The sequence below is a fragment of the Candidatus Limimorpha avicola genome, from assembly GCF_056978975.1.
On record NZ_DBMCYK010000003.1, the window covers coordinates 88,029 to 112,963 of the forward strand.

General features: G+C 38.3%; 22 protein-coding genes. 10 read left to right on the forward strand and 12 right to left on the reverse strand.

Annotated elements, in window-relative coordinates:
- The first annotated feature begins 7 nt into the window (after window positions 1-7).
- Window positions 8-1,501: an alpha-L-fucosidase gene (locus ACZOVS_RS02430; protein WP_483995646.1), complete on the forward strand. Its 1,494-nt coding sequence runs from the start codon at window positions 8-10 to the stop codon at window positions 1,499-1,501.
- 87 nt (window positions 1,502-1,588) lie between these two features.
- On the opposite strand, the gene ACZOVS_RS02435 is transcribed toward ACZOVS_RS02430, so the two are convergent.
- Window positions 1,589-2,107, reverse strand: coding sequence for a ferritin (locus ACZOVS_RS02435; protein ID WP_483995647.1), 519 nt, complete (start codon window positions 2,105-2,107; stop codon window positions 1,589-1,591).
- Window positions 2,108-2,293: 186 nt separating this feature from the next.
- Between ACZOVS_RS02435 and ACZOVS_RS02440 the strand changes: the two genes are divergently transcribed.
- The gene (locus tag ACZOVS_RS02440; RefSeq protein WP_483995648.1) at window positions 2,294-3,862 is read left to right on the forward strand and encodes a DUF4301 family protein; all 1,569 of its coding nucleotides are present in this window, start codon (window positions 2,294-2,296) and stop codon (window positions 3,860-3,862) included.
- A gap of 62 nt (window positions 3,863-3,924) precedes the next feature.
- Here the strand turns inward: ACZOVS_RS02440 and rplT are convergent, their stop codons facing one another.
- From rplT to ACZOVS_RS02465, 5 genes are all read right to left on the reverse strand, one after another.
- Complete coding sequence (rplT, locus tag ACZOVS_RS02445; RefSeq protein WP_483995649.1) at window positions 3,925-4,269, reverse strand: 50S ribosomal protein L20; 345 nt, start codon at window positions 4,267-4,269, stop codon at window positions 3,925-3,927.
- A gap of 81 nt (window positions 4,270-4,350) precedes the next feature.
- Window positions 4,351-4,545, reverse strand: a complete 195-nt coding sequence (gene rpmI / locus ACZOVS_RS02450) for a 50S ribosomal protein L35 (protein WP_483995650.1) — start codon at window positions 4,543-4,545, stop codon at window positions 4,351-4,353.
- A 34-nt stretch (window positions 4,546-4,579) separates the two neighbouring features.
- Entirely contained in the window at window positions 4,580-5,119 is a 540-nt protein-coding gene (infC, locus tag ACZOVS_RS02455) for a translation initiation factor IF-3 (protein ID WP_483995651.1), read from the reverse strand.
- Between the two features lie 58 nt (window positions 5,120-5,177).
- Entirely contained in the window at window positions 5,178-7,118 is a 1,941-nt protein-coding gene (thrS, locus tag ACZOVS_RS02460; RefSeq protein WP_483995652.1) for a threonine--tRNA ligase, read from the reverse strand.
- A 304-nt stretch (window positions 7,119-7,422) separates the two neighbouring features.
- On the reverse strand, window positions 7,423-9,030 hold the full coding sequence (locus ACZOVS_RS02465) for an ABC transporter substrate-binding protein (protein WP_483995653.1): 1,608 nt from the start codon (window positions 9,028-9,030) through the stop codon (window positions 7,423-7,425).
- A 94-nt stretch (window positions 9,031-9,124) separates the two neighbouring features.
- On the opposite strand from ACZOVS_RS02465, the gene ACZOVS_RS02470 reads away from it, so the two are divergent.
- On the forward strand, window positions 9,125-9,778 hold the full coding sequence (locus ACZOVS_RS02470) for a Crp/Fnr family transcriptional regulator (protein WP_483995654.1): 654 nt from the start codon (window positions 9,125-9,127) through the stop codon (window positions 9,776-9,778).
- Between the two features lie 212 nt (window positions 9,779-9,990).
- Here ACZOVS_RS02470 and lon read toward each other — a convergent pair whose 3' ends face one another.
- The 3 genes from lon to ACZOVS_RS02485 all read right to left on the reverse strand — a co-directional run bounded on the left by lon (window position 9,991) and on the right by ACZOVS_RS02485 (window position 14,042).
- Window positions 9,991-12,507 (reverse strand): endopeptidase La, encoded by a 2,517-nt coding sequence (gene lon, locus ACZOVS_RS02475; protein WP_483995655.1) that lies wholly within the window; start codon window positions 12,505-12,507, stop codon window positions 9,991-9,993.
- 112 nt (window positions 12,508-12,619) lie between these two features.
- Entirely contained in the window at window positions 12,620-12,886 is a 267-nt protein-coding gene (locus ACZOVS_RS02480) for a type B 50S ribosomal protein L31 (RefSeq protein WP_483995656.1), read from the reverse strand.
- Window positions 12,887-12,995: 109 nt separating this feature from the next.
- On the reverse strand, window positions 12,996-14,042 hold the full coding sequence (locus ACZOVS_RS02485; protein WP_483995657.1) for an acyl-CoA reductase: 1,047 nt from the start codon (window positions 14,040-14,042) through the stop codon (window positions 12,996-12,998).
- Between the two features lie 126 nt (window positions 14,043-14,168).
- Here ACZOVS_RS02485 and serC point away from each other — a divergent pair, with 126 nt between their 5' ends.
- The 7 genes from serC (at window position 14,169) to ACZOVS_RS02520 (ending at window position 21,349) form a co-directional block, all read left to right on the forward strand.
- Window positions 14,169-15,245, forward strand: coding sequence for a 3-phosphoserine/phosphohydroxythreonine transaminase (serC, locus tag ACZOVS_RS02490; RefSeq protein WP_483995658.1), 1,077 nt, complete (start codon window positions 14,169-14,171; stop codon window positions 15,243-15,245).
- An 18-nt stretch (window positions 15,246-15,263) separates the two neighbouring features.
- Complete coding sequence (locus ACZOVS_RS02495; RefSeq protein ID WP_483995659.1) at window positions 15,264-16,181, forward strand: 3-phosphoglycerate dehydrogenase; 918 nt, start codon at window positions 15,264-15,266, stop codon at window positions 16,179-16,181.
- 130 nt (window positions 16,182-16,311) lie between these two features.
- Window positions 16,312-16,689, forward strand: coding sequence for a four helix bundle protein (locus ACZOVS_RS02500; protein WP_483995660.1), 378 nt, complete (start codon window positions 16,312-16,314; stop codon window positions 16,687-16,689).
- 26 nt (window positions 16,690-16,715) lie between these two features.
- Entirely contained in the window at window positions 16,716-17,966 is a 1,251-nt protein-coding gene (locus ACZOVS_RS02505; RefSeq protein WP_483995661.1) for a DUF1015 domain-containing protein, read from the forward strand.
- Window positions 17,967-18,577: 611 nt separating this feature from the next.
- On the forward strand, window positions 18,578-19,603 hold the full coding sequence (locus tag ACZOVS_RS02510; protein ID WP_483995662.1) for an agmatinase family protein: 1,026 nt from the start codon (window positions 18,578-18,580) through the stop codon (window positions 19,601-19,603).
- Between the two features lie 44 nt (window positions 19,604-19,647).
- On the forward strand, window positions 19,648-20,298 hold the full coding sequence (locus tag ACZOVS_RS02515; protein WP_483995663.1) for a DUF47 domain-containing protein: 651 nt from the start codon (window positions 19,648-19,650) through the stop codon (window positions 20,296-20,298).
- A 1-nt stretch (window position 20,299) separates the two neighbouring features.
- A complete protein-coding gene (locus tag ACZOVS_RS02520; protein ID WP_483995664.1) occupies window positions 20,300-21,349 on the forward strand; it encodes an anion permease in 1,050 nt (349 codons plus the stop codon).
- A gap of 296 nt (window positions 21,350-21,645) precedes the next feature.
- Here ACZOVS_RS02520 and ACZOVS_RS02525 read toward each other — a convergent pair whose 3' ends face one another.
- The 3 genes from ACZOVS_RS02525 to ACZOVS_RS02535 all read right to left on the reverse strand — a co-directional run bounded on the left by ACZOVS_RS02525 (window position 21,646) and on the right by ACZOVS_RS02535 (window position 24,777).
- On the reverse strand, window positions 21,646-22,356 hold the full coding sequence (locus ACZOVS_RS02525) for a YebC/PmpR family DNA-binding transcriptional regulator (protein WP_483995665.1): 711 nt from the start codon (window positions 22,354-22,356) through the stop codon (window positions 21,646-21,648).
- Between the two features lie 102 nt (window positions 22,357-22,458).
- Window positions 22,459-22,890: a DUF2750 domain-containing protein gene (locus tag ACZOVS_RS02530; protein WP_483995666.1), complete on the reverse strand. Its 432-nt coding sequence runs from the start codon at window positions 22,888-22,890 to the stop codon at window positions 22,459-22,461.
- 12 nt (window positions 22,891-22,902) lie between these two features.
- A complete protein-coding gene (locus tag ACZOVS_RS02535) occupies window positions 22,903-24,777 on the reverse strand; it encodes an ABC-F family ATP-binding cassette domain-containing protein (protein WP_483995667.1) in 1,875 nt (624 codons plus the stop codon).
- Window positions 24,778-24,935 lie beyond the last annotated feature (158 nt).

The window sequence follows — 24,935 nt, forward strand, 5'->3', positions numbered from 1 at the left end:
AAACATTATGCGACACCTTATATTAATAATAACTATAGCCTTAGTAATGCTGTCATGCTCATCGAACGAAATTGTCAAACAAGAGTCAATCAACAACGATTCATTGACAATCAGCACATTAAAAGAATGGAGGGACAGTCATTTCGGAATGTTCATACATTTTGGAGTATATTCCGAACTTGGTGGAATATGGAAAGGTGAGAAGATTCCGTATTATGGAGAACAAATTATGAATCATGCGAGAATCACAATACCAGAATACGAGGAAGTAGCCAAAAAATTCAATCCGGAACAATTCGATGCAGACGCCATCGTTCAACTTGCCAAACGCAACGGCATGAAATACATAGTATTTACGACAAAGCACCATGATGGATTTTGCATGTTTCACACCGAGACTACGGAATACAATATTGTTGATTTCACTCCTTACGGGAAAGATATTGTAAAGGAACTTGCCGATGCATGTCACCGGCACAATATAGGATTGGGATTTTATTATTCCTTACCAGACTGGCATTATCCTAAAGGCATTGAACGTTTGGCGCCAGATGAAAACAGTGATTGTACAGAATATGTCAATCAGGTTTATTCCCCGCTCGAGATTATCACCCCTGAATTGGAGGACTACATCGCTCTGCAACTCACCGAGCTGCTCTCCAACTACGGCGATATCGTCACCATCTGGTTCGACATGGGGTTGTTGAAACCCGAACAAAGCATTCGTTTTCGCAACATAGTGAAGTCTCTGCAACCAAAATGTCTTGTTAGTGGCAGAATCATGAACAACTGCGGCGACTATATGACACTGCCCGACAATGGTGACGTGGCTTATTATGCCAATATCTTTTGGGACAACCCGGCTTCTCTTTACAACACATGGGGTTACAAGTCTTGGATTCAGCGTCCCGAGGTGTCATTACAGACAAAACGGCAAATAGACAGATTGCTGAACACCGTAAGCAACGGCGGAGTATTCCTATTGAACATTGGTCCTGACGGTAAAGGCAATGTGATTGATTACGAGAAAGATGTATTAAACGGCATAGGAGATTTCCTACTTGCCAACCCAGACACTCTAAGCAGAGTAAAACACAACGAGAAAACAAAACCATCAATAAAGCCTGATAATGACATCATCGTTCTGACTGATGATAACGGTACAAAACACGCTGCCATAGACGCCACCGGTTATATAAGCACTCAAACTGATTCATGGCGTTCATGGACAATAGAAACAGACGAAACTGGCGAATATGATGTCTTCGTGATTTATCTCCCTGACAATGAAGATAAAAAATACATATTTCACAATAACAACGACACTATTATACACACCTTGCCGGGTGTTGACAAAATGAAACAGACATCCTATGCCGGAAGAATCGCTATTAATAAAGGTATAAGCGAGTTTATTTTGGACCAATATGAACGTTGTCATCCATTAGAGCCATTAGGACTAAATCTCTACAGTATAATATTGCGAAAAGCCAAGCAATAACACATTTATCTCCAATACAAATCTATAATATAACAATATAGACGAGGTCAACACCCCGTCTATATTAGTTTTTTAAGATAAGACAATTTATTCAGCAGTCTGCAAAGGAGATGCCTGTGTATAAGTACGTGCAGCCAATTCCTTGTCAAACATGTAAAGACCGAAACCATTGTCCTTAATCATTTTCAGACTGTCGATAAGTTTCTGGGCGGTGTCTTCCTCTTCCACCTGCTCATCAATGAACCACTGCATCCTGTTTTGAGTAGCATAATCGTTTTCTTTCATTGCCAAAGCGTTAAGGTCATTGATCATCCCTGTAACTTCTTTCTCATGTTCAAGTGTTGATTCGAAAGCATCAAGAGGTGAATCCCAAGATGTAGGGACAGAGTCTATAGCTTTCAATTCTACTCGACCACCTCTTGAAATCAGATAATTGTAAAGTATTGTTGCATGGTCCTGTTCTTCTTTAAATTGAACCTCAAACCAGTTGGCAATACCACTAAAACCTGCTGAATGGAAATTTGCAGCCATCGACAAATAAAGATATGCTGACCATAACTCAGCATTAATCTGGGCATTAATAGCCTCTTCAATTTTTTTATTCATTTTTTAATGTTTTTTATGATACAAATATATTATTTCTCTTCTTCAATGATATTTTACATACATTTTGCAAAATAAACGATTTTTTTTATCATAAATTATAATTTTTATCATTTTTTATTGTTTAAAATAAAAATCAACTGTCAGAAATAACATTTTTTATATATTTGTAACGAAAAAACAAACAACATGATAGCATTATCTACAAACGACAAGCAACAACTTAAGAGAATTGGCATTACTGAACAACAAATCGAACAGCAAATAAACATTTTTAAGAAAGGTTTTGCATACAGTAACCTCACTGCTGCTGCCACACTTGAAAAAGGTATTATTCGATTTACCGATGATGAGATTGAAAGTCTTGTAAATCAATTTGATGAAGACAAAGAATATTATGACATCATAAAGTTCGTTCCTGCTTCCGGGGCAGCAAGCAGAATGTTTAAAAGTCTGTATTCTTTCATTGACGAGTATAAAGACAAAGATATACCTGATAATTTCTTGAAAAAAGACAAGATCAAACCTGATTCCGTTGAGAACTTCTTCCTTGGCATAAGACATTTTGCCTTTTTTGAAGACTTGAGGAAAGACCTTGCCAAAAAAGGCAAAGATATAGAAGAAATGTTAAAAAACAACGAGTTGGTAGAAATTGCAGAAGACCTGTTGAATCCGGAAGGCTTATCATACGGCAAACTGCCAAAGGCTCTGTTGAAATTCCACAATTATGACAACTATTCACGTTACGCCATAGAGGAACATCTTGTCGAGGCAGCACAATACAGCACCATAACATCTGAAAAAGGTGTCATAGCACAGGTACATTTCACAGTATCAAAAGAACATCTTCCTTTATTCCAAAATACAATCGACAAGTTACTGCCAAAATACGAGAAGATGTTCAATGTAAAATACAAGATAACATATTCAGAGCAAAAACCCTCTACCGATACCATAGCTGTTGATTTAAACAACAAGCCTTTCAGGGACAAAAATGGAGAACTCGTATTCCGTCCCGGCGGACACGGAGCTTTGATACAAAACCTCAACGATTTAAGAAAAGAAATCATTTTCATAAAAAATATAGACAATGTGGTGCCGGACAGGCTGAAAGAGACAACCATAAAATACAAAAAAGTCCTTGGAGGTTATCTTTTCCGTTTGCAGCAACAACTGTTCGAATATCTACTTATGCTTGATGAAGGTGGTCTTGAAAAAGAAGATATTAACGAGATAGTTGGTTTTGCCAAAGACACTCTGATGATCGAAATACCGGAATATTTCGAGACATACAATGCGATAGAAAAAATTGATTTCCTGTACAACAAATTAAACCGCCCCATGAGGATATGTGGCATGGTACGCAACGAAGGAGAACCCGGTGGAGGTCCTTATTTCGTAAAGAATCAGAATGACGAGACGAGTCTTCAAATAGTAGAATATTCTCAGATGAACCATGCCGATGAGAAACAGGAGGAAATTCTTAAAAATGCTACACATTTCAATCCTGTTGACCTTGTTTGCGCGACACAGAACTACAAAGGCAACAGTTTCGACTTGACGGATTACATAGATCATTCTACCGGTTTTATCTCCCAAAAGTCTAAAGACGGAAAAGAATTGAAAGCTTTAGAGCTTCCCGGATTATGGAATGGAGCCATGGCAGACTGGATTACTATTTTTGTCGATGTCCCCATTATCACTTTCAACCCGGTAAAGACAGTGAATGACTTGTTAAGAGAAACACATCAACAATAATTGTCATGAATGCAAAAAAGCCCCAAAAAGGGGCTTTTTTTACAACACTCACTATTAAATTGCTACTTTATTTTTTCAACGATTGCTTTAAAGGCTTCCGGATTATTCAGTGCTAAGTCGGCAAGAACCTTACGGTTAATATCGATATTAGCTTTATGAATTTTACCCATGAAGGTGCTGTATGTCATACCGTACTCATGAGCAGCGGCATTGATACGCACAATCCATAACGATCTAAACTCACGTTTTTTGTTTTTTCTATCACGATAGGCGTATGTCAATCCCTTTTCGTAGGAATTTTTCGCCACTGTCCAGACATTTTTTCGTGCACTGAACTGTCCTTTCGTCTGTTTTAATACTTTTTTGCGTCTCGCTCTTGAAGCGACTGCATTTACTGATCTTGGCATTTTTTTAATTTTTTATTCCGTTAGAGCGCCTCGCTCCTTTCGAGAACTTCTCTGCTCTAACAAGTTAAACAATTTCGTTAATTACATGAGAAGCATTTCTTTTACAGCTTTCAAATTTGCATGTTCGACTATGGTCTGCTGACGTAAATTACGTTTACGTTTAATAGATTTCTTAGTCAAGATGTGACTTTTATAAGCATGCTTTCTCTTAATTTTACCGGTGCCAGTAAGTCTGAAACGTTTTTTGGCAGCGGATTTTGTTTTCATTTTTGGCATTGTTACAAAATATTTTTAAGTTAAAATGAGTGTTCTATTTCTTAGGAGCCACCATCATCATCATTCTTTTTCCCTCAAGTTTAGGCATCGCTTCCAACTTGCCATAATCTTGCAAAGCCTGAGCAAATCTCAACAACATTATCTCGCCTTGCTCTTTATATGCAATAGAACGACCATGGAAAAACACCTCCACCTTCACTTTTGCACCTTCTTCAAGAAATCTTTTTGCATGATTGAGTTTAAACTCGAAGTCATGGTCATCGGTTTGGGGGCCCAATCTTATCTCCTTGACAACGACTTTTGTTGCCTTGGCTTTGATTTCTTTCTGTTTCTTTTTCTGATCAAAAAGGAACTTCTTGTAATCCATCAATTTACAAACCGGAGGGTTTGCATTTGGGGATATTTCCACCAAGTCAAGTCCCATCTCATCAGCAATCTTGAGAGCATCCTTTATAGAATGTATCTCATTGTCAACATTCTCACCAACGACTCTTACCATTGGTGCTGTAATTCTCTCATTTATTCGGTGAGGATCGTCATTTTTTTGTCCTCTTTGGGAATTTTTCCCATTCACTGGCAGTGCTATAATTTGTGTCTCCTATTTTAATTAAACAATTTATTTATTTCACACATCATCTGATGTCTTGTTCTTTTTTCACTTGTTCATTAATCATTTCTATGAAAGCGTCTATTGTCATGAATCCGAGATCTCCTTCTCCATGTTTTCTGACAGACACCATCTCTCCCTTCTCTTCTTTCTCACCCACCACGAGCATATATGGAACTTTTTTCATTTCAGCGTCACGAATCTTACGTCCTATCTTCTCATTTCTGTCGTCCATCAGCACTCTGATATCAGCTTTATCCAATAGAGATTTGACTTCATCGGCATATTGTTGATATTTCTCGCTTACCGGTAATATAATTGCCTGGTCCGGAGCGAGCCACAACGGAAAGTCTCCTCCGCAATGTTCTATAAGCACAGCGACGAAACGTTCCATTGAACCAAACGGTGCACGATGTATCATGACCGGACGATGTTTCTCATTGTCGGCGCCTATATATGTAAGGTCAAAACGCTCAGGAAGATTATAATCCACCTGAATGGTTCCGAGTTGCCATTTACGGCCGAGAGCATCTTTTACCATAAAGTCGAGTTTAGGTCCGTAAAATGCCGCCTCGCCATATTTCACATTTGCAGGTAAGTTTTTCTCCTTGCATGCCTCCACTATGGCTGCTTCCGCCTTTGCCCAATTCTCATCAGTCCCGACATATTTTTCATTGTTGTTAGGGTCTCTCAACGAGATTTGTGCCTCGAAATTATTAAAACTCAATGCTTTGAAGATGATTTCAATAATCTCCATCACTCGTATGAACTCATCTTTGACTTGATCGGGACGACAAAAGATATGAGCATCATCCTGAGTAAACGAACGGACTCTTGTCAAACCGTGCAACTCTCCACTTTGTTCATAGCGATATACAGTACCGAACTCTGCAAGCCGCAAAGGCAGGTCTTTATAAGAACGCGGCTGCCATTTATATATCATACAGTGATGAGGACAGTTCATGGGTTTCAGCAGGTAAAGCTCCCCATCCTCAGGAGTAGTTATAGGTTGAAAACTGTCATGCCCGTAATGATCCCAATGTCCGGAAGTCACATACAGTTGTTTATTACCTATATGAGGTGTCATAACCTGTTCATAGCCATACTGTTTCTGTATCTTTGAAAGGAACTCCTGTAAACGCAAACGCAGAGCCGTACCTTTGGGCAACCACATGGGCAGACCTTTACCTACCATATCGGTAAACATGAACAACTCCAACTCTTTCCCCAACTTACGATGGTCACGTTTCTTAGCTTCCTCTATCAAGGCGAGATATTCGTCGAGTTCTTTTTTCTTCGGGAATGTTATACCATAAACACGTGTAAGTTGTTTACGTTTTTCATCGCCACGCCAATATGCGCCAGCCAAGGATGTAAGTTTTACAGCTTTGATAAAACTTGTGTCAGGAATATGAGGACCTCTGCACAAATCAGTAAATGTTCCTGATTTATAATATGTTATAGTACCATCTTCCAATTCGTTTATCAACTCTTGTTTATAGATATCTCCTTTTTTAGTAAAATAATCCAAGGCTTCTGCCTTTGTGACATCAACACGTTCAAAAACCTGGTTCTGGTGTGCAAGTTCTAACATTCTTTTCTCAATCTTAACCAAATCATCTTCTGTCAGTACCTTATCACCAAAATCTATATCATAATAAAAACCATTTTCTATGCTTGGTCCTATGCCAAACTTCACACCTTCATACAGTTGTTCTATAGCCTCTGCCATAAGGTGGGCAGAAGAATGCCACATGGTAGCTTTGCCTTCCGGATCACTCCATGTATAAAGTTGAATCTCAGCATCCTCCACAACAGGACGTCTCGCATCCCACATAATGCCGTTCACTTTGGCAGACAATACGTTACGTGCCAAGCCATCACTGATGCTCTTTGCTATATCCAAAGGCGTAACACCTGCTTCATATTGTCTGACACTCTTGTCTGGAAATGTTATATTTATCATAATTTCAGTCGATTAAAAAATCATGCAAAAATACACTTTTTTTCAATTACATAATCAACTACTTAACAAGATTTTTTTTATTTTATTTTTTTTATTATTTCTATGGTTACAAAAGGAACCCATTTATGCAAAATTAAATCATAACTTATTATTATTCAATATATTAAAATATACAAGCCACATCAACTGCAAACATATTTCCAAAAATATTTCATAATTTCCATGGAATATTTTCATTTGAAAGAGAAAAAATGAAGCAAAAAACTGCAGATAAGATTCAAAAATGACGCGGTTTGCTTTTTCATCATTCTTTTATCTCGACCTTTTTTAAATTTAAAAGATTTGTAGAGTTGCTGCCAAGACCTGATATTCTGTTATTGACAAAGCGTAGGACTTCATCATAATAAAGTATCACAACCGGAGCATCCATCATCATGACACTATCCATCTGTCTATACATAAAATACCTATCCTTAATATTGTTACACCCAACTGCCACATTGTACAGGCTGTCATACAAAGCATTGGAGTAATATGTATAATTAGGTCCCTGAGGAGTAAAGTTTTCGCTTATGAAAAGCGACAGATAATTCTCTGCATCCGGATAGTCTGCCACCCATGAAGAACGGAAAAACGGCAGGTTTCCTTTAGCACGTCTGTCTCTCAAAACAGCAGGCATCATCTCTTCCACCTCACAATCAATGCCAATCATAGCAACAGAAGACTGTACAAATTTGGCAAGGTCTATATATTCTTTTGTAGCATAAAGTTTCAATTTCTTTCCATACAAGTCATAATCTCTTACAAGGTCGAATGCTTTCTGCAAGTCATATTTGTAACCTATCGTACCCGTAGAATCATAGCCCGGAAGACCTTTAGGGATGATACCGGAATGACCGGGGGTTCCAATGCCGTTTCTAAGATATCTGAGCATATTTTCCCTATCTACTGAATTACTGACAGCCTGGCGTAACGCCTTATACTGTTCTTTCGACATATTTTCCATGTCGTTAATGTTAAATGACAAATATTCAGTATTCAGATATGGTTCTCTGACAAGATAAATCCTGTCATTATATTTGGCACGCAAACGACCGTCTCGTGTAAGAAGTTCATCTTTGTAACGAGAATCTATACCGGACATAAAGTCAAATTTACCCTTGACAAATTCCATAAAAGCCACTTGTTTGTCAATGATAAAACTTATAGACACTGCGTCTATGAAGGGAAGACGTCTCCCATTCTCAAACTCGAAATAATCAGGATTTTTTCTAAAAACGCAACGCACTCCTTCTTTCCAATATTTAAATTTGAAAGGTCCTGTTCCCACCGGATGACGACCGAAGTCATCACCGTAAAATTCTACTGCTTCTCTCGGTACCACAGCAGTATAAAGCATAGAAACAATGCCGAGAAAAGCCGGGAAAGGACGTTCCAACTCCACTACAAAAACACTATCATTCAATGCCTTGAAAGAATATCCATTTTCATCCTGATGTACGGCAGAGAAAATCCATACTCCTGGCGAACTCAACTTTCTATCGACCACTCTGTTAAAAGAAAACACCACATCATCGGCGACGACATTTCTGCTTTTCCCTCCAAAACAACTGTCGTTATGAAAAAAAACATCATCCCGAAGAACGAAAGTATATGTCTTGCCATCATCGCTAATGTACCACCGTTTTGCCAAAGAAGGCACTAGATTCATATCGTCGTCAAAAGCCAACAGAGTGTTATACAATTGATTGCATGCCCAGATATGCGGCAAGTCTTTGGCATAGACAGGATCAAGAGTCAAAATGTTAACCGACTCGTTATATTTGAAAATCCTGTATTCTTCATTATTCTCTTTTTCAGAACATGAAAAAAACAAAAACACCGGAAACAGCAAAAAAAACGCATTTCTCATATCAAGCATCATTAGACATGCAAAAATAATTAATTTCAAAAACATATAAAATGACATTCTAAAGTAGAAAAACATTAACTTTGCAAAAAAATTCATGGAAAACACGACAGATACATACGCAGAAATACTTCTTGAAACGCCAATTTTCACAGGGTGGAAGAAAGAATATCTGACTGCATTTCTCAATCAGTCGCGTTATTATATCAGGTCATACAAAGCCGATAGTTTAATAATGATTCAAGGCAGTGAATGCAGTTATTTGTCTCTTTTGACAGAAGGGAAAGTCAACGCACTGCTGATGAACGACGAAGGCAAACAAGTCATCATAGAAGACATGCAGGCGCCAAGGGCTATAGCCCCGGCAGCCCTTTTCGCGACAGAAAGCCGATACCCTGTTTATATTCAGTCTGTCACAGAGTGCAAGATATTTTATATCGATAAAGCTCAATTTGAAGAACTTATGCATAAAGAAGAAGTCATCATGAAAAACTTCATACGGCTGTTATCCGACAAAAGCATCTTTTTAAGCAAGAAAATAAACACTTTCGCTTTACAGACCCTGAAAGAGCGTCTTGTATCATATCTGAAAAACAACGTAGAGGAAAGGATTACACAGCAAGAATTGGCAAACAGATTAGGAGTAACACGACCGTCACTGTCAAGAGTGTTATCCGAATTGATAAATGAAGGTACCGTATCTGTGGAAAACCGCAAGATTTTCATCAACGACAAGAACAAACGACAATAATGTCCTGAAAAACACAGTCTGTCATAATTGGACAACAAACACAAGGTATTTTAATCTAAATTATTTCAAAAGATGCTGTTGAGCCGAAAAAATACGATTTATACACATTTCCCGCTTTCAGCACATAACAAAAAACACACGTCTTCCCCGCTCGGAAATAAAAAAACATTCTCACACTTAATAAAATCGTTTCATGGAAGTCGTGTTTTATATCATTGTATCATCATCTGAGTTGCAGGTCTGAAACCCGTCACTTTCTTATGCGAATCAATCAGATACTTATTATAATCGAGGTCATTAACATCCTGTTCTTTCTCAAGAGAAATATCAAGCACCTCCATCATGTCGCGAACAAAATGTATCTTGATATTTTTTACATACTCCTCTTTTATATCAAGAAAGTCACGTTTATTATCCAAAGACAATACGACATCCGTCACCTCATTACGTTTAGCAGCGAGCATTTTCTCCTTTACTCCGCCCACCGGCAGCACCTTGCCTCTCAATGTTATCTCTCCCGTCATGGCGAGATTGTCTTTAACTTTACGTTGAGTAAAAGCCGAAGTAAGAGCTGTCAACATAGTAACACCTGCCGACGGACCATCTTTGGGAGTAGCACCTTCAGGCACATGGACATGCACATTCCATTCCTCAAACACCAAAGGATTTATATTCAGTTTATTGGCATGTGCCTTGATAAACTCGTATGCTATGGTAGCAGACTCTCTCATAACATCGCCGAGGTTACCTGTCAGATTCAGCATGCCATGACCTCGGCTCAAACTCACCTCAATAGACAACACCTCGCCTCCAACCGGTGTCCATGCCAACCCCACAGCCACACCGGGCATATCATGTTTGACTACTTCATCATCATGGAAAATAGGTACACCAAGCACATCATTCAAATCTTTCACCGACACCTTTTTATCATATTCCAGACCTGAAGCTATGAACTTCGCCTTGCGACGTACCACGTCGGCAATTTTACGCTCCAAAGAACGCACGCCCGCCTCTCTCGTATAATTGTCTATGATACGCAAGACAATATCCTTACTGAAGTTCACATCAGAAGACCTCAAGCCATGTTCCTTAATCTGTTTGGGGATAAGATGACGTTTGGCTATTTCATATTTCTCTTCACGCAGGTATCCATTCAACTCAATAATCTCCATTCTGTCGCGCAATGCCGGATGAATAGTGGACAGATTGTTAGCAGTAGCGATAAACATCACTTTCGAAAGGTCGTAATCCAATTCCAAGAAGTTATCCGAGAATGTGTTATTCTGTTCAGGGTCAAGAATCTCAAGCAAAGCAGCCTGCGGATCGCCATTAATATTGTTTCCGCTCACCTTATCTATCTCATCGAGTATGAAAACCGGGTTGGAAGACTTGGCTTTTTTAATATTCTGTATGATACGACCCGGCATGGCGCCAATATAAGTTTTACGATGGCCTCTCAACTCCGACTCATCACGCATACCACCGAGTGACATTCTGATATATTTACGGCCCAATGCCTTAGCCACCGATTTACCCAAAGACGTCTTACCTACACCGGGAGGACCGACAAGACATAAGATAGGCGATTTCATGTCATTCTTCAATTTCAATACTGCAAGATGCTCAATAATACGTTCTTTTATCTTCTCCAAGCCAAAATGGTCCTTATCGAGTACTTTTTGAGCATGGTCGAGATTGAAGTTATCTTTGGTAAACTCATTCCATGGCAGTTCTACAAGATATTCAAGGTAATTATGCTGAATGCCATAGTCGGCGACCTGTGGATTCATACGCTGCAATTTCTGCAATTCTTTCTCAAAGACCTGCTTCACCTCCTTGCTCCATTTCTTTTTAGCAGCTTTTTTCTGCAACTCTTTAATATCCAAATCATTAGGAGTACCACCGAGTTCTTCTTGAATAGTCCTCAACTGTTGATTCAACAAGTATTCACGCTGTTGTTTGTCCATATCGGACTTCACCTTATTCTGAATCTGATGTTTCAACTCAATCATCTGCAGTTCGTTATTCAGGACTTCGAGCAAAGCTGTGGCGAATTTGGCAATCTCCATTATTTCGAGCAAGTTTTGTCGTTCTTTCATTGCAGGGACCAAATTGCTTGCCACGAAATTCACCATAAACCATGGACTTTCAATATTTTTTATGGCGAGAGATGCCTCGAACGGCATATTGGAAGACTTCTGCATAATCTTCATTGCCATATCTCTGACAGACTGTATCAAAGCATCAAATTTCTTATCATGAGGAACGGACAAATTTTCTCCGTAAGGATGGATCTTGCCTTTGATATAAGGTTCTGCTTCAATGATATCATCTAAAAAGAAACGTCTTTTACCTTGTATTATGACTGTAGTATTACCGTCAGGCATTTGTAATGTCTTGATAATCTGTGCAACAGTTCCAACAGAAAACATATCCTGCAATTCCGGTTCTTCTATTTCCGCATCACGTTGAGCAATGACACCAATAACCTTACGGTTTTTATATGCATCTTTTACGAGACGTATGGATTTATCACGTCCTACGGTTATAGGCATAACGACGCCCGGAAAAAGAACAGCATTACGAAGCGGCAGAATAGGCAATATCTCCGGGAAGACCTCTTCGTTCATACGTTGTTCATCTTCCTGTGAGAGTAAAGGTATATATTCTGCTTCTGTCTCCACAATATCGCTGACAATTATATCTGGATTAATACGGTTATTCATAATAATTTCAATTTCAAAATATGAATGTCAATAATCATGCCAAAAAAAACCCTTGTCATTACTGGCAAGGGCGAAACTTCATTATGAAAAATTTAACAAACCTTATTTATCCTTATTTTTTCCTGTTTTCCTGAAATTTTTTATACTTGTTGTTAAATTTATCAACACGACCTGCTGTGTCAACAAGTTTCATCTTGCCTGTATAGAACGGGTGTGATGTATTAGATATTTCAAGTTTTACCAATGGATACTCATTCCCATCTTCCCATACTATGGTATCCTTTGTATTAATTGTCGAACGTGACATAAATGCATAATCGTTCGACATGTCTTTGAAAACGACCAAACGGTAATTCTTCGGATGTATGTCTTTCTTCATCGCTTTTTTTACTTTTATTTTGAACTGCAAAATTACAACTTTTACTTATACAAAAGCATATTTTTTCAACTTTTTTTAATTTTTTTACAAAATATTGTAAATCATCATATTAAATATTCAACAAAAATTTCATGGTATCGATACCATCAGCATAATCCATTAAGGATGGAATCTGAGCTTTCCCAAAATCAAATGATCTTTCCATAAAAGCCTTTTCAGTTACAACACATTGTATTTTATCTTCATTAATCTGCAAAAATGACATAACATCTGACAAATTATCATATTCCTTATAATGAAGAATTGACACCGGTGACGCCATAACATCAGACTCCTTGAGAATCAGGAAGCCATTATCATAATGTTTGACATTATTTACCAGACAAACAGCTTTGTTATATTCATAATTGTTAAAATAGCGAGCATGTGTCGCAAGATGTTCATATTTGGAAAATGCGTCGAACATATTTGCAAAATCATAATTTGCCGGCACCAACAGGAAAGATACGGAACGGCAGCCAAGACCAAAATATAGAAATACGTCATCGGCAAGACGTGTAAGGGCATCAAAAGACTCATCACCTCGCAACACTGCTACAGAGTTTCTGTTTTTCCTGATTATATTAGGATATTTTGAGAAATAAAAATCGAAATAACGAGAAGTGTTATTGCTACCTGTGGCAATGACAGCATCGAAGTCGGATATAATATTGTCGGTGAAACAGATAAAATCCGAAAAGCGAGGTTCTATAGTACAAAGCAGATCGGCGAGAGCCGGCAAAAGATAAGGGTCGTTGTGAGATAACTTGCCAATAAAACGGTGTCCCGACATCAGCACACAGAAAAAATCGTGAAATCCCACCAAAGGTATATTGCCTGCCATTATGACACCTATTATTTTTGGAACGATATCAATATTACCATAACGATTAAAAAAATCTTCCATCTCAGACTGCTGCAACATACAGCATATTGATTTTATGGCATTGGATACATTATCCTGAGTAAACCAGACATTATTGTCTGAAGCCGAGACACAAGCCCTGTCAAAAGCCTGTCGTGCCAGTAAAAAACGGGCATCAACATCTTCAATATCAGACTTTAAAACAAGAGCCAATTTACTGAATGCCAACAACTTATCATTTCTATCAAACATAATCGCGTTTTTTTTGCAAAAAAAAAACATTTTTTTCAATAAAACACATTTAATCAATTTTATTTTCTACCTTTGCAACGTGAATAGACAATTATTTACGTATAAACTAACTAAAAAAATATAGTGATGAAAGTAGCTCACAATTTCAACGCCGGACCATGTGTCCTCCCAAAAGAAGCTATCAATGCAGCTATTGAAGCATTGAAAGATTTTGCCGGTACAGGTATGTCAGTAATCGAAGTATCACACCGTTCTAAAGAATGGCAGGCTGTGATGGATGAGACAGAAGCTCTTTGGAAAGAGATTCTCAACATTCCCGATGGATATAAAGTATTGTTCCTCGGTGGTGGTGCATCTACACAATTCCTGATGATACCCATGAACTTCCTCGAGAAGAAGGCAGCATACCTTGAGACAGGTGTATGGGCAAAGAAAGCTCTTAAAGAAGCAAAAGGAATAGGTGATGCATACGCATTGGCATCATCAGCAGATGCGACATTCAACTATATTCCAAAAGGTTGGCAGATTCCTACAGATGTCGATTATTTCCACATCACTACCAACAACACAATTTATGGCACTGAGATACGTCAGGACTTCGACAGCCCTGTTCCGTTGATTGCCGACATGTCATCAGACATCATGAGTCGTCCTGTTGACGTTTCAAAATACACTTGCATTTACGGCGGTGCACAAAAGAACGTCGGTCCTGCCGGTGTTACATTCGTCATAGTAAAAGAAGATGCTCTCGGAAAAGTCAGCCGTTACATCCCTACCATGTTGAATTACAAAACACACGTCGATGACAGTTCCATGTTCAACACACCTCCTGTATTTTCTATCTTCGTAATGAAAGAGACTTTGAAATGGTTGAAAGGAATCGGTGGTTTGACAGTGATGCAAAAAATGAACAAAGAGAAATCAGATTTGCTGTACAACGAGATAGACCGCAACAGCATGTTTGTAGGAACAGTTGCCAACAAAGAAGACCGTTCTGTAATGAATCACTGCTGGGTGATGGCTCCTGAGTACAAAGACAAAGAAGAAGCTTTCATGGCATTTGCCAAAGAGCGTGGCATGGTAGGTATCAAAGGACACCGTTCAGTAGGCGGGTTCCGTGCTTCATTATACAACGCTTGTCCAAAAGCCAGCGTAGAAGCATTGGTACAATGCATGCAAGATTTCGAAAAAGCCAACAAATAATTAATAAAAATAGGTATCATGAAAGTATTAGTTGCAACAGAGAAGCCTTTTGCAAAGGCAGCCGTTGACGGCATTAGAAACATTGTTGAAGAAGCCGGATACACTTTGGCATTGTTAGAAAAATATACCGATGTACAGCAACTTTATGATGCAGTAGCAGATGTCGATGCTTTGATAGTACGTTCCGACAAAGTCACCAAAGAAGTGATTGCACACGCCAAGAACCTGAAAATAGTGGTTCGTGCCGGAGCAGGATTCGACAACCTCGACCTTGCAGCATGTACTGAAAGAGGCATTGTCGCCATGAACACACCGGGACAGAACTCCAACGCCGTAGCCGAGTTGGCTGTAGGTTTCATGGTATATATGGCACGTAACACTTTCAAACCCGGAACAGGCTCCGAATTGAAAGGAAAAAGAATAGGCATACATGCTTACGGCAATGTTGGTCGTCTCGTAGCAGAGAAAGCCAAAGCCTTAGGTATGGAAGTCTGGGCTTTCGACCCATTCGTACCTAAAGAAAACATGGAAGCAGAAGACGTAAAGGTCGCGGAAACAATAGAAGAACTCTATGCCAACTGCAATTACATCTCATTGCATATTCCTGCCAATGACAAGACCAAGAACTCTATCAATTACGAACTTCTTTCCAGAATGCCAAAGGGCGGCTGTTTAGTCAACACCGCTCGTAAAGAAGTCATTGACGAAGCCGGAATGGAAAAACTGCTCGCTGAACGCGAAGACATGAAATACATCACCGACATCGCTCCTTCTAATCAAGACGTTCTTGCTGAGAAATTCGGCAATCGTTTCTTCGCCACTCCCAAAAAACAGGGCGCAGAGACAGCTGAAGCCAACATCAATGCCGGTCTTGCTGCAGCACGTCAGATAGTATCTTTCTTCAAAGAAGGTAATATCAGATTTAAAGTCAATTGATAAACAATACATCAAATCGTCATCTCGCAGTACTGCGAGATGACTGATTTTTAATCTCACAACCCGATTTATACGTATGAGTCAACAGGATAACAAAACACCGACTTTTTTTAAATTTGAAGACCTACGTGTGTATAACAAAGCTGTAGATTTTGTCGTCTTTTTAATGAAACTGTTCGAATCCGATAAAGATACATATTATAACAGACTCATTGAAAATGCTACACTTATTGCCATCAATATAGTCGATGGCTCTGTAAAAAACAAGACACAATTCGTAGAAAAACTTCAAGAAGCAAAAGGAAACATCCGTAAAGTTGTAGTATATACTACTGTCGGGCAACGCAAAGGCCTCATTAGCGATGAATATTATGAAAATATTCGTTTCAAGTTGATAGAACTGACAAAGATGACAGGTGCCTTAATAACATCTCTTCAAAAACACAACGACACTTATCATGTTGAACTTCAACACGATGATGGCTTTGATGAAAACTTAACCTGGTAAATATAACAAATTAAAAAACAATCATCATGTCTATAATAAAACCATTTAAAGGGTATCGTCCTCCTAAAGATATAGTGACAAAATTAGCATCAAGACCGTATGACGTCTTGAACTCAGAAGAGGCACGTGCTGAAGCAGAAGGCAATCCTTATTCACTTCTTCACATCACAAAAGCCGAGATAGACCTTCCAAAAGGTACTGACGAACACAGCCAGGCTGTTTATGACAAAGTAGTCGAGAACTTCAAGAAATTCATAGACAACGGCTGGTTGGTACAAGACAAGGAAGAAAAGTTGTACATTTATGCTCAGACCATGGACGGACGTACACAATACGGCATCGTTGCCTGCGCCCATTCCGACGACTATGCCAAAGGCATAATTAAGAAACATGAACTGACACGTAAGGATAAAGAAGAAGACCGCATGATACATGTACGCATCACCAATGCCAACGTAGAACCTGTGTTTTTTGCATATCCTGCACGTCCTGAAATTGACGCCATAGTCAACAACATAGTGCGCCACCAGACTCCTGAATATGACTTTGTGGCAGACGACGGTTTCGGTCATACCTTATGGACCATAGATGACAAAGCCACCATAGCACGTCTTGTGGAGTTATTCGACAAAGAGGTTCCATATATGTATATAGCCGACGGCCATCACCGCTCTGCTGCTGCTGCCCTCATTGGTCAAGAAAAGAAAGCTAAAAACCCGAACCATACCGGTAAGGAAGAATACAACTATTTCATGACCGTCATATTCCCTGACAATCAACTTAAAGTCATAGACTACAATCGTGTTGTAAAAGATCTTAACGGTTTGTCAAAAGAAGAGTTCCTCAAGGCTCTCGATGAATCTTTCACAGTAGAAAAAATGGGTACCGAAATTTACAAACCCACAAAATTACATGAGTTCAGCGTTTACCTTGACGGAGAATGGTATAAACTCAATGCAAAACCCGGAACATACAACGACAACGACCCAATAGGCGTTCTCGATGTCACCATTCTGTCTAATTTGGTATTAGACAAAATATTAGGCATAAAAGACTTACGTACCGACAAGAGAATCGATTTCGTCGGCGGAATACGTGGTCTAGGCGAATTGAAACGCCGTGTTGACAGCGGAGAGATGAAAGTCGCTTTTGCCTTGTACCCTGTTTCCATGAAACAGATTATCGACATAGCTGACAGCGGCAATATCATGCCTCCCAAGACCACATGGTTTGAACCTAAATTGCGTTCAGGCCTCGTAATTCACACATTGGACTGATTTATTCGATTCAACAAATAATATAGCAGGAAGAGAACGAAATGGTTTTCTTCCTGCTTTTGTTTTCTTACTTTTACATTTCAAACTTTGCCATTGATTATCATAATTAAACAATTAAAACCATTGATATCATGTCAAACTTTTTAATAAATTATAATTATGGTATGAAATACATACGAAATCTCACCCCTTTTGATTATATTTGTTATTTTATAACTAAATATAATTTAACCTAAAAACAATAGTACACATTTTATCGTACAGCCGGAAGTTTAGGTCCCGCCAAGACTTGACAGATTCTAAATTATAGATTTTACGACAATCCATCTCTCCCATTTTATTTTCAATTGCACTTGCCGTTTATCCTATGACATTGAAAAAATAAAAGTGCATAATAATATTTATGCCAATGACAGCGTACCTTTCTACATCAGATCCTTTCCGAATAGAATAAAAAATAGCTTTCTCAAAAAAGTATATCAACATCACTGTTTATAGTATTGCAGATAAGGATTTTATTACATATATTTTAAAAACACTAATTTTTTTTTTACAACAATAACAAATAAAACAGATTTTTTTTGATATTTGCAGAAATAAACAATACGGGTATGGCTGAATTTATTTTCAATCCGAACGACCCTGCTTTGGCTGACACCGGGTTATTCGGTCTCCCTTTTGATGCAGAACAATCTGAAATTGTAATAATTCCCGTTCCATGGGAATTGACAACAAGTTATAACAGAGGCACATTTCATGGTCCGGAGAACGTTTTCGAAGGTTCTTATCAAGTAGATTTATGCAATCACGACTATCCGGATTTATGGAAAAAAGGGATATGGTTGGACGAGTTCCCCAAAGAACTTATAGACCTTCACGAAGCATTAAACGAAAAGAGTCTTATATTGATAGACGATGCAGCTAATGAAGACACAGGCAAAACCGAAGAAGAACTGCAATCGTTCAGAGACGAGATAGAATCGGCATTCAACATCATGTATAAATGGGTAAAAGACAGGGTCTCATATTGGAAATCAAAAGGCAAGAAAGTAGGTTTATTGGGTGGAGACCACAGCATACCGTTATCTTATCATCAACATTTTCATGACAACCATATCAATTACGGAATACTTCATGTAGATGCACACTGCGATCTGAGAAATAGTTTTGAAGGATTCAAATATTCTCATGCATCCATATTTTATAACGTCATGCAATTTGATAATGTGAAAAAGCTTGTTCAGGTAGGCATTCGTGACTATTGTCATGAAGAAAAAGACTTTGTAAAACAGTCTGATGGACGCATAAAAGTGTTTTACGACAGAGAATACAGGAAAAGACTGTTCGAAGGAGACAATTGGAAAGCCATTTGTGAAGAGATAATATATGAACTTCCTGACAATGTATATGTTTCTATTGACATAGACGGTCTTGACCCCAAGTTGTGCCCCAACACCGGAACACCGGTTCCGGGCGGGATGGACTTTGAAGAGTTCATATATCTGCTTAATAAACTCAAACAATCCGGCAAAAACATCATTGGATTCGACTTATGTGAAGTTGCCAATGGCGACAATGAATTCAACGGCAATGTAGGAGCAAGAGTATTATATCAACTTTGCGGAACCATAAACTGAAATTGCAATAAAATAACGATATAACATTTAAAACACATTTCATTATGAGTTTAGACAAATTTTTACAAATATTCGTCACCAAAGAAACAAAATTCTTCCCTCTTTACATAAAACAGGCAGAAAAAATACATCATGCGACCCACACCTTGTTGGAAATGGTCAGGACAGATGATTTCGAGGAACAAAAGATACTTGGAAGACAGATAAAAAAAGACGAGACAGATGGAGACGAGTTGTTTCGCACAATATACAAGGAGTTAAACAACACATTCATAACCCCGTTTGACCGTGAAGATGTACACGAATTAGCGACAAATATGGACGATTTCTTAGACATTATAGAAGATTGTTCCAAGAGTCTGTTAATGTACAAACCCAAAAAGATAGATAAACAAATCATCGAAATAATGAAACTTATGGATGAGAATGCCAAGTATTTAGTTGAAATGACGAATGCCATGACTGACATAAGCAAGAATGCCAATGTAATACTTGTAAAATGCGACAGAATAAAACAGGCAGAACATACAATCGATGATATATATACAGATTATATAAGTCATCTTTTTGAATCGGAGACAGACTACATCGAATTAATCAAGAACAAAAACATCATAGAGACATTTGAAGCAGCGAGCGACACGGCCAAGACTGTATCGGATACCATAAGAACCATAATAATAAAGAAGTCTTAAAATGTTGGAATTCATAGTAATAGCATCATTAGTAATAGCAATAACCATCACATTTCTAAATGGCATGAATGATGCAGCCAATGCCATTTCGACGGTTATAGTGACAAGAGTATTAACGCCAATAAAAGCAGTGATATGGGCAGCATTTTGGGAGTTCATGGCATTTTTCATCTTTAAAGTCACTGTTGCCGAGATGATAGGTGGCGGCATAGTACAGCATGGATACATAAATCCTTACATAATATTTTCTGCATTGATAGGTGCTGTTATTTGGGTTTGGCTGTGCACACATTACGGCATGCCAATCTCTACATCCCAAGCATTAGTAGGAGGCATGATAGGTGCCGTATGGTTCGTTCATGGCATGGATGCTCTTATCATGAGTAACATAATATGGATATTCGCTTTCATAGTGATAGCGCCATTAGCCGGCATCATAGTAGGCTTTTTCATAATGTGTTCAGTATTGTTTATTTGTAAAAACGTAAAAAGAAAGAAGGTAGAAAATGTTTTTAAAAGACTCCAACTGATATCATCTGCAGCTTTCAGTTTAGGACACGGTGCCAACGATGCACAAAAAACGATGGGCATAATAGCTCTCACCATGTTAATAGCTCTGCAGACTACGGATATTTCGGAGACATTAAATAATGTTATAAGTTTCATTTATGATGGTGAAAAAGGATTTTACATACCCAATTCATTGGCAATATTATGTTATGTGATAATATCTGCCGGAATACTTGTAGGTGGGAAAAAGGTTATAAAGACTATGGGTAAAGACATAGCAAGAATGGATAATGCCAAAGGCTTTTGTGCGGAGACATCCGGTGCCATTACGCTAATTATAAGTACAATACTCGGAATGCCTGTCAGTTCCTCTCATACCATGACAGGCTCCATTATAGGAGTCGGACTTACCGATGGTGTCAAATCCGTTAAATGGGTCACTGCCAAAAAGATAATATGGACATGGTTTATGACAATACTGGCACCCATGGTGATTTCAGGACTTATTTATATGTTGATATACAACACTTGTTTAAAATAACGACTGTTTTTTTATCATTAAAGTACAATCGACATATATTGTTGATAAGTTTTAGTCAAAACTGAATCCTTTTAAAGATAAGTTTCTTATTTTTGCATATCGTTTAATGAGTTGTTGATACAAATTGTTTAGGCTGGATTTTGGTACCAGCCTTTTTTTATGGGTAATGAAATACTGTAAAAACATTAATACATCATTATGCCGATTCAACAGATTTTTTTCACGATTAAAAAAAGGACATGCTGTATAAACACTGCACATCCTTTATTCAAATATTTAACGAATTTCAATAAAAGTCAACCAATATTAGTATAAACGGCTTGGACATCCTCATCGTCTTCCACCTTATCGAGGAAAGCCTCTATGCTTACCATTTCTTCATCGGTAAAAGTCACCGGGTTATTGGCAAAACGTTGAAGGTTAGCTTTAATAATATTTATCTTACGGCTTTCGAGAGCTTCGTGCATAGTGCCGTAAGCTGTCCAGTCGGTATAGAGGAACACACCGTCTTCAGATTCATCTATTTCTTCAAGACCTGCGTCGATCAATTCGAGTTCGAGTTCATCTTTATCCATAGAAGCCGGCAGTTCAATTTGAAAAACAGCTTTACGTGTAAACATAAATTCGAGGGAGCCTGTAGGGACTAAAGCACCGCCGTTTTTATTAAAATACGAACGCACATTAGCGACGGTACGTGTAGTATTATCGGTGGCACACTCCACTACGCACAAGACTCCGTGAGGGCCTTTACCTTCATAAACTATCTCTACCATATCAGCGGCATCTTTGCTTGTAGCGCGCTTTATGGCTGCATCTATATTGTCCTTCGGCATATTTTCAGCCTTGGCATTAAGAATAGCCTGACGCAGTTTAGGATTCATATCCGGATCCGGACCACCTTCTTTAGCTGCAATAGTAATAAGTTTGCCCAACTTCGGGAACACCCTTGACATGTGTCCCCATCTTTTCATCTTAGCCGCTTTGCGGTATTCAAAAGCTCTTCCCATAGTTCTTATTTTTTAGCTTGCAAAGATACATAATCATCATCAAAAAATGAAATATTTTACATGAATAATAAAAATTTAGTTAACACAAATGTTAAAATGGCTTCATTCCTCATCTTCCAACTCATCAAGTTCATCAAAACCATCTGCCCATTCTTCATCATAAAACTCCTCTCCCACCAAGTCTTTATCACTCTTCTCTGTAATACCCTTAAACATTTTTTTCATGATATATGCCGGGAAAGGCAAGGCCGAATCAGAATTCGATGATGACAATGCGATGCCTATGCCATCGTTACCCAACTCATTAAGCCAATCAACGAACTCATCGACACCCATGGTAGTAACTGCATAGTCGCACCAATCATCACTGATATTAGACTTTGCTTCCTCTTCTGAAGCCCATACCGGGATAAAAGAATTGCCGTCGCCATCTTCCAACATTGCAAAAAGTCCCGGTTTTGCTTCAAGAAGCCACAATTCTCCTTTTTCTTCTGCAGCTTGTAAAAAAGCCGTAATTTGATTAACATTATCCATCGTATCAAGTATTTAAATTTCATCAAGTTCAAGCCAACGTAATTCCTTCTCATCGACAAGAGCGTCTATTTCGAGCATACGCCGCCCCAATTTCTCAATCTCTGCATAATCAGTAACCGTTTCCAACTTGGCTGTAATATCTTTCTTTTCATTTTCCAACTCAGCAAGTTCAATTGTCAAAGATTCATACTCTTTTTGTTCCTTAAAAGTCTTTTTCCGTTTACGCTCCACAGTACGAGTAACTGTCTTGGACTTTGAAGAAAGCTCAATTTGTGCCAACTCTTTGTTTCTTTCCTCAATCCACTGATGATATTGCGAATAGTTGCCCATAAAACCTTTCACTTCTCCATTACCCTGAAATACAAATAACTGGTCAACAGTGCTATCAAGAAAACATCTATCATGAGAAACTATAAGAAGACAACCTTTATATAATTGAAGAAAATCTTCAAGTTTCTGTAATGTCAATACATCGAGGTCGTTGGTAGGTTCATCGAGAATAAGAAAATTAGGATTTTTTATCAAGACAGTAAGCAGATATAAACGACGTTTCTCGCCTCCGCTCAGCAATTCCACAGGTTGTCCGTGCATTTTATAAGGAAACATAAAATGAGCCAACAGTTGTTCGGCTGTATAGACTTTATCTTTTCCATAATGTATCACCTCTGCTATCTCACGTATTGTATCGAGTATGGACATGCCAGATTTAAAGTTCATACCCTGTTGAGTATAGTAACCATACGTTACCGTCTGTCCTGTCGTTATAGTTCCGCTGTCTGCTTGTTCCGCACCTGTTATCATATTCAGGAAGGTGGACTTCCCTATTCCATTCTTACCAATTATACCAATACGTTCACCTCTCTTAAAAATATAATCGAAATCTTTTAATATGACATTATCGCCATACATCTTGTTGACGTTGTTCATTTCGAGTATCTTACCACCGAGGCGACGCATCTCAAGACCGAATTGTATTTCGTTATCTTCTCTACGCACCTTGGCTTTTTCTTTAAGTTCAAAGAAAGCGTCAATACGTGATTTCGACTTACCCGTCCTTGCCTGAGGTGTGCTGCGCATCCATTCCAATTCATGTTTCAGCAACTGTCCGGCTCTCTCTGCAGCTATACGTTTGTTTTCCTCTCTCTCCCGGCTTTTCCTGACATAATAATCAAAATTACCGTTATGAGTAAATATTGTACCGTCATGCAATTCAAATATTTTATTACAAACTCTGTCAAGAAAATATCTGTCGTGAGTCACCATAAAAATAGTGACATTTGACTGTTTAAGATATTTCTCAAGCCATTCCACCATTTCAATATCCAAATGATTTGTGGGTTCGTCAAGAAACAGCATATCTGGATTGTCGAGCAATACGAGAGCTATTGAAAGACGTTTCACCTGACCACCAGACAAAGTACCTATTTTTTGTTTCAAATCAACGATATCAAAAGTTGACAACAGTTGTTTCAGACGCTGTTCGTATGACCATGCCTGAAGTGAATCCATAGCAGATATTGCCTGTTCCAAACGAGCTTTTGTATTTTTATCATTATCATCGACATGATGAAGAACAGCATCTTCATAATTGCTGATAATCTGCATGACATCGGTATGTCCCTGAGAAATAACATCTTCTATCGTAAGTTCAGGATCAAAATAAGGCGACTGTTCAAGATATCCTATCCTGACATCGCCATTAAATGCTACGGTACCGCTATCGCTCTCCTCTTTGCCGACAAGAATACGCATCATTGTTGTCTTACCACAGCCATTGGGTGCAATCAATGCAGTTTTATCTCCCTTCTCTATGCCAAAACTGATATTCTCAAACAGCAATTTATCGCTATAAGCCTTGGAAATATTATCTACAGACAAATAATTCATACAGCAATCATGCAATTAAATGACAAAGATAATATTTTTTTCTATAACATATCAATAAAAGTTAAGCATACACATTTACATACCTTAAAAGACATTTTTCACCTCAACACTAACCGTAGAAACAATGTCATCAATGAACTTTTCATATCTCAACATGA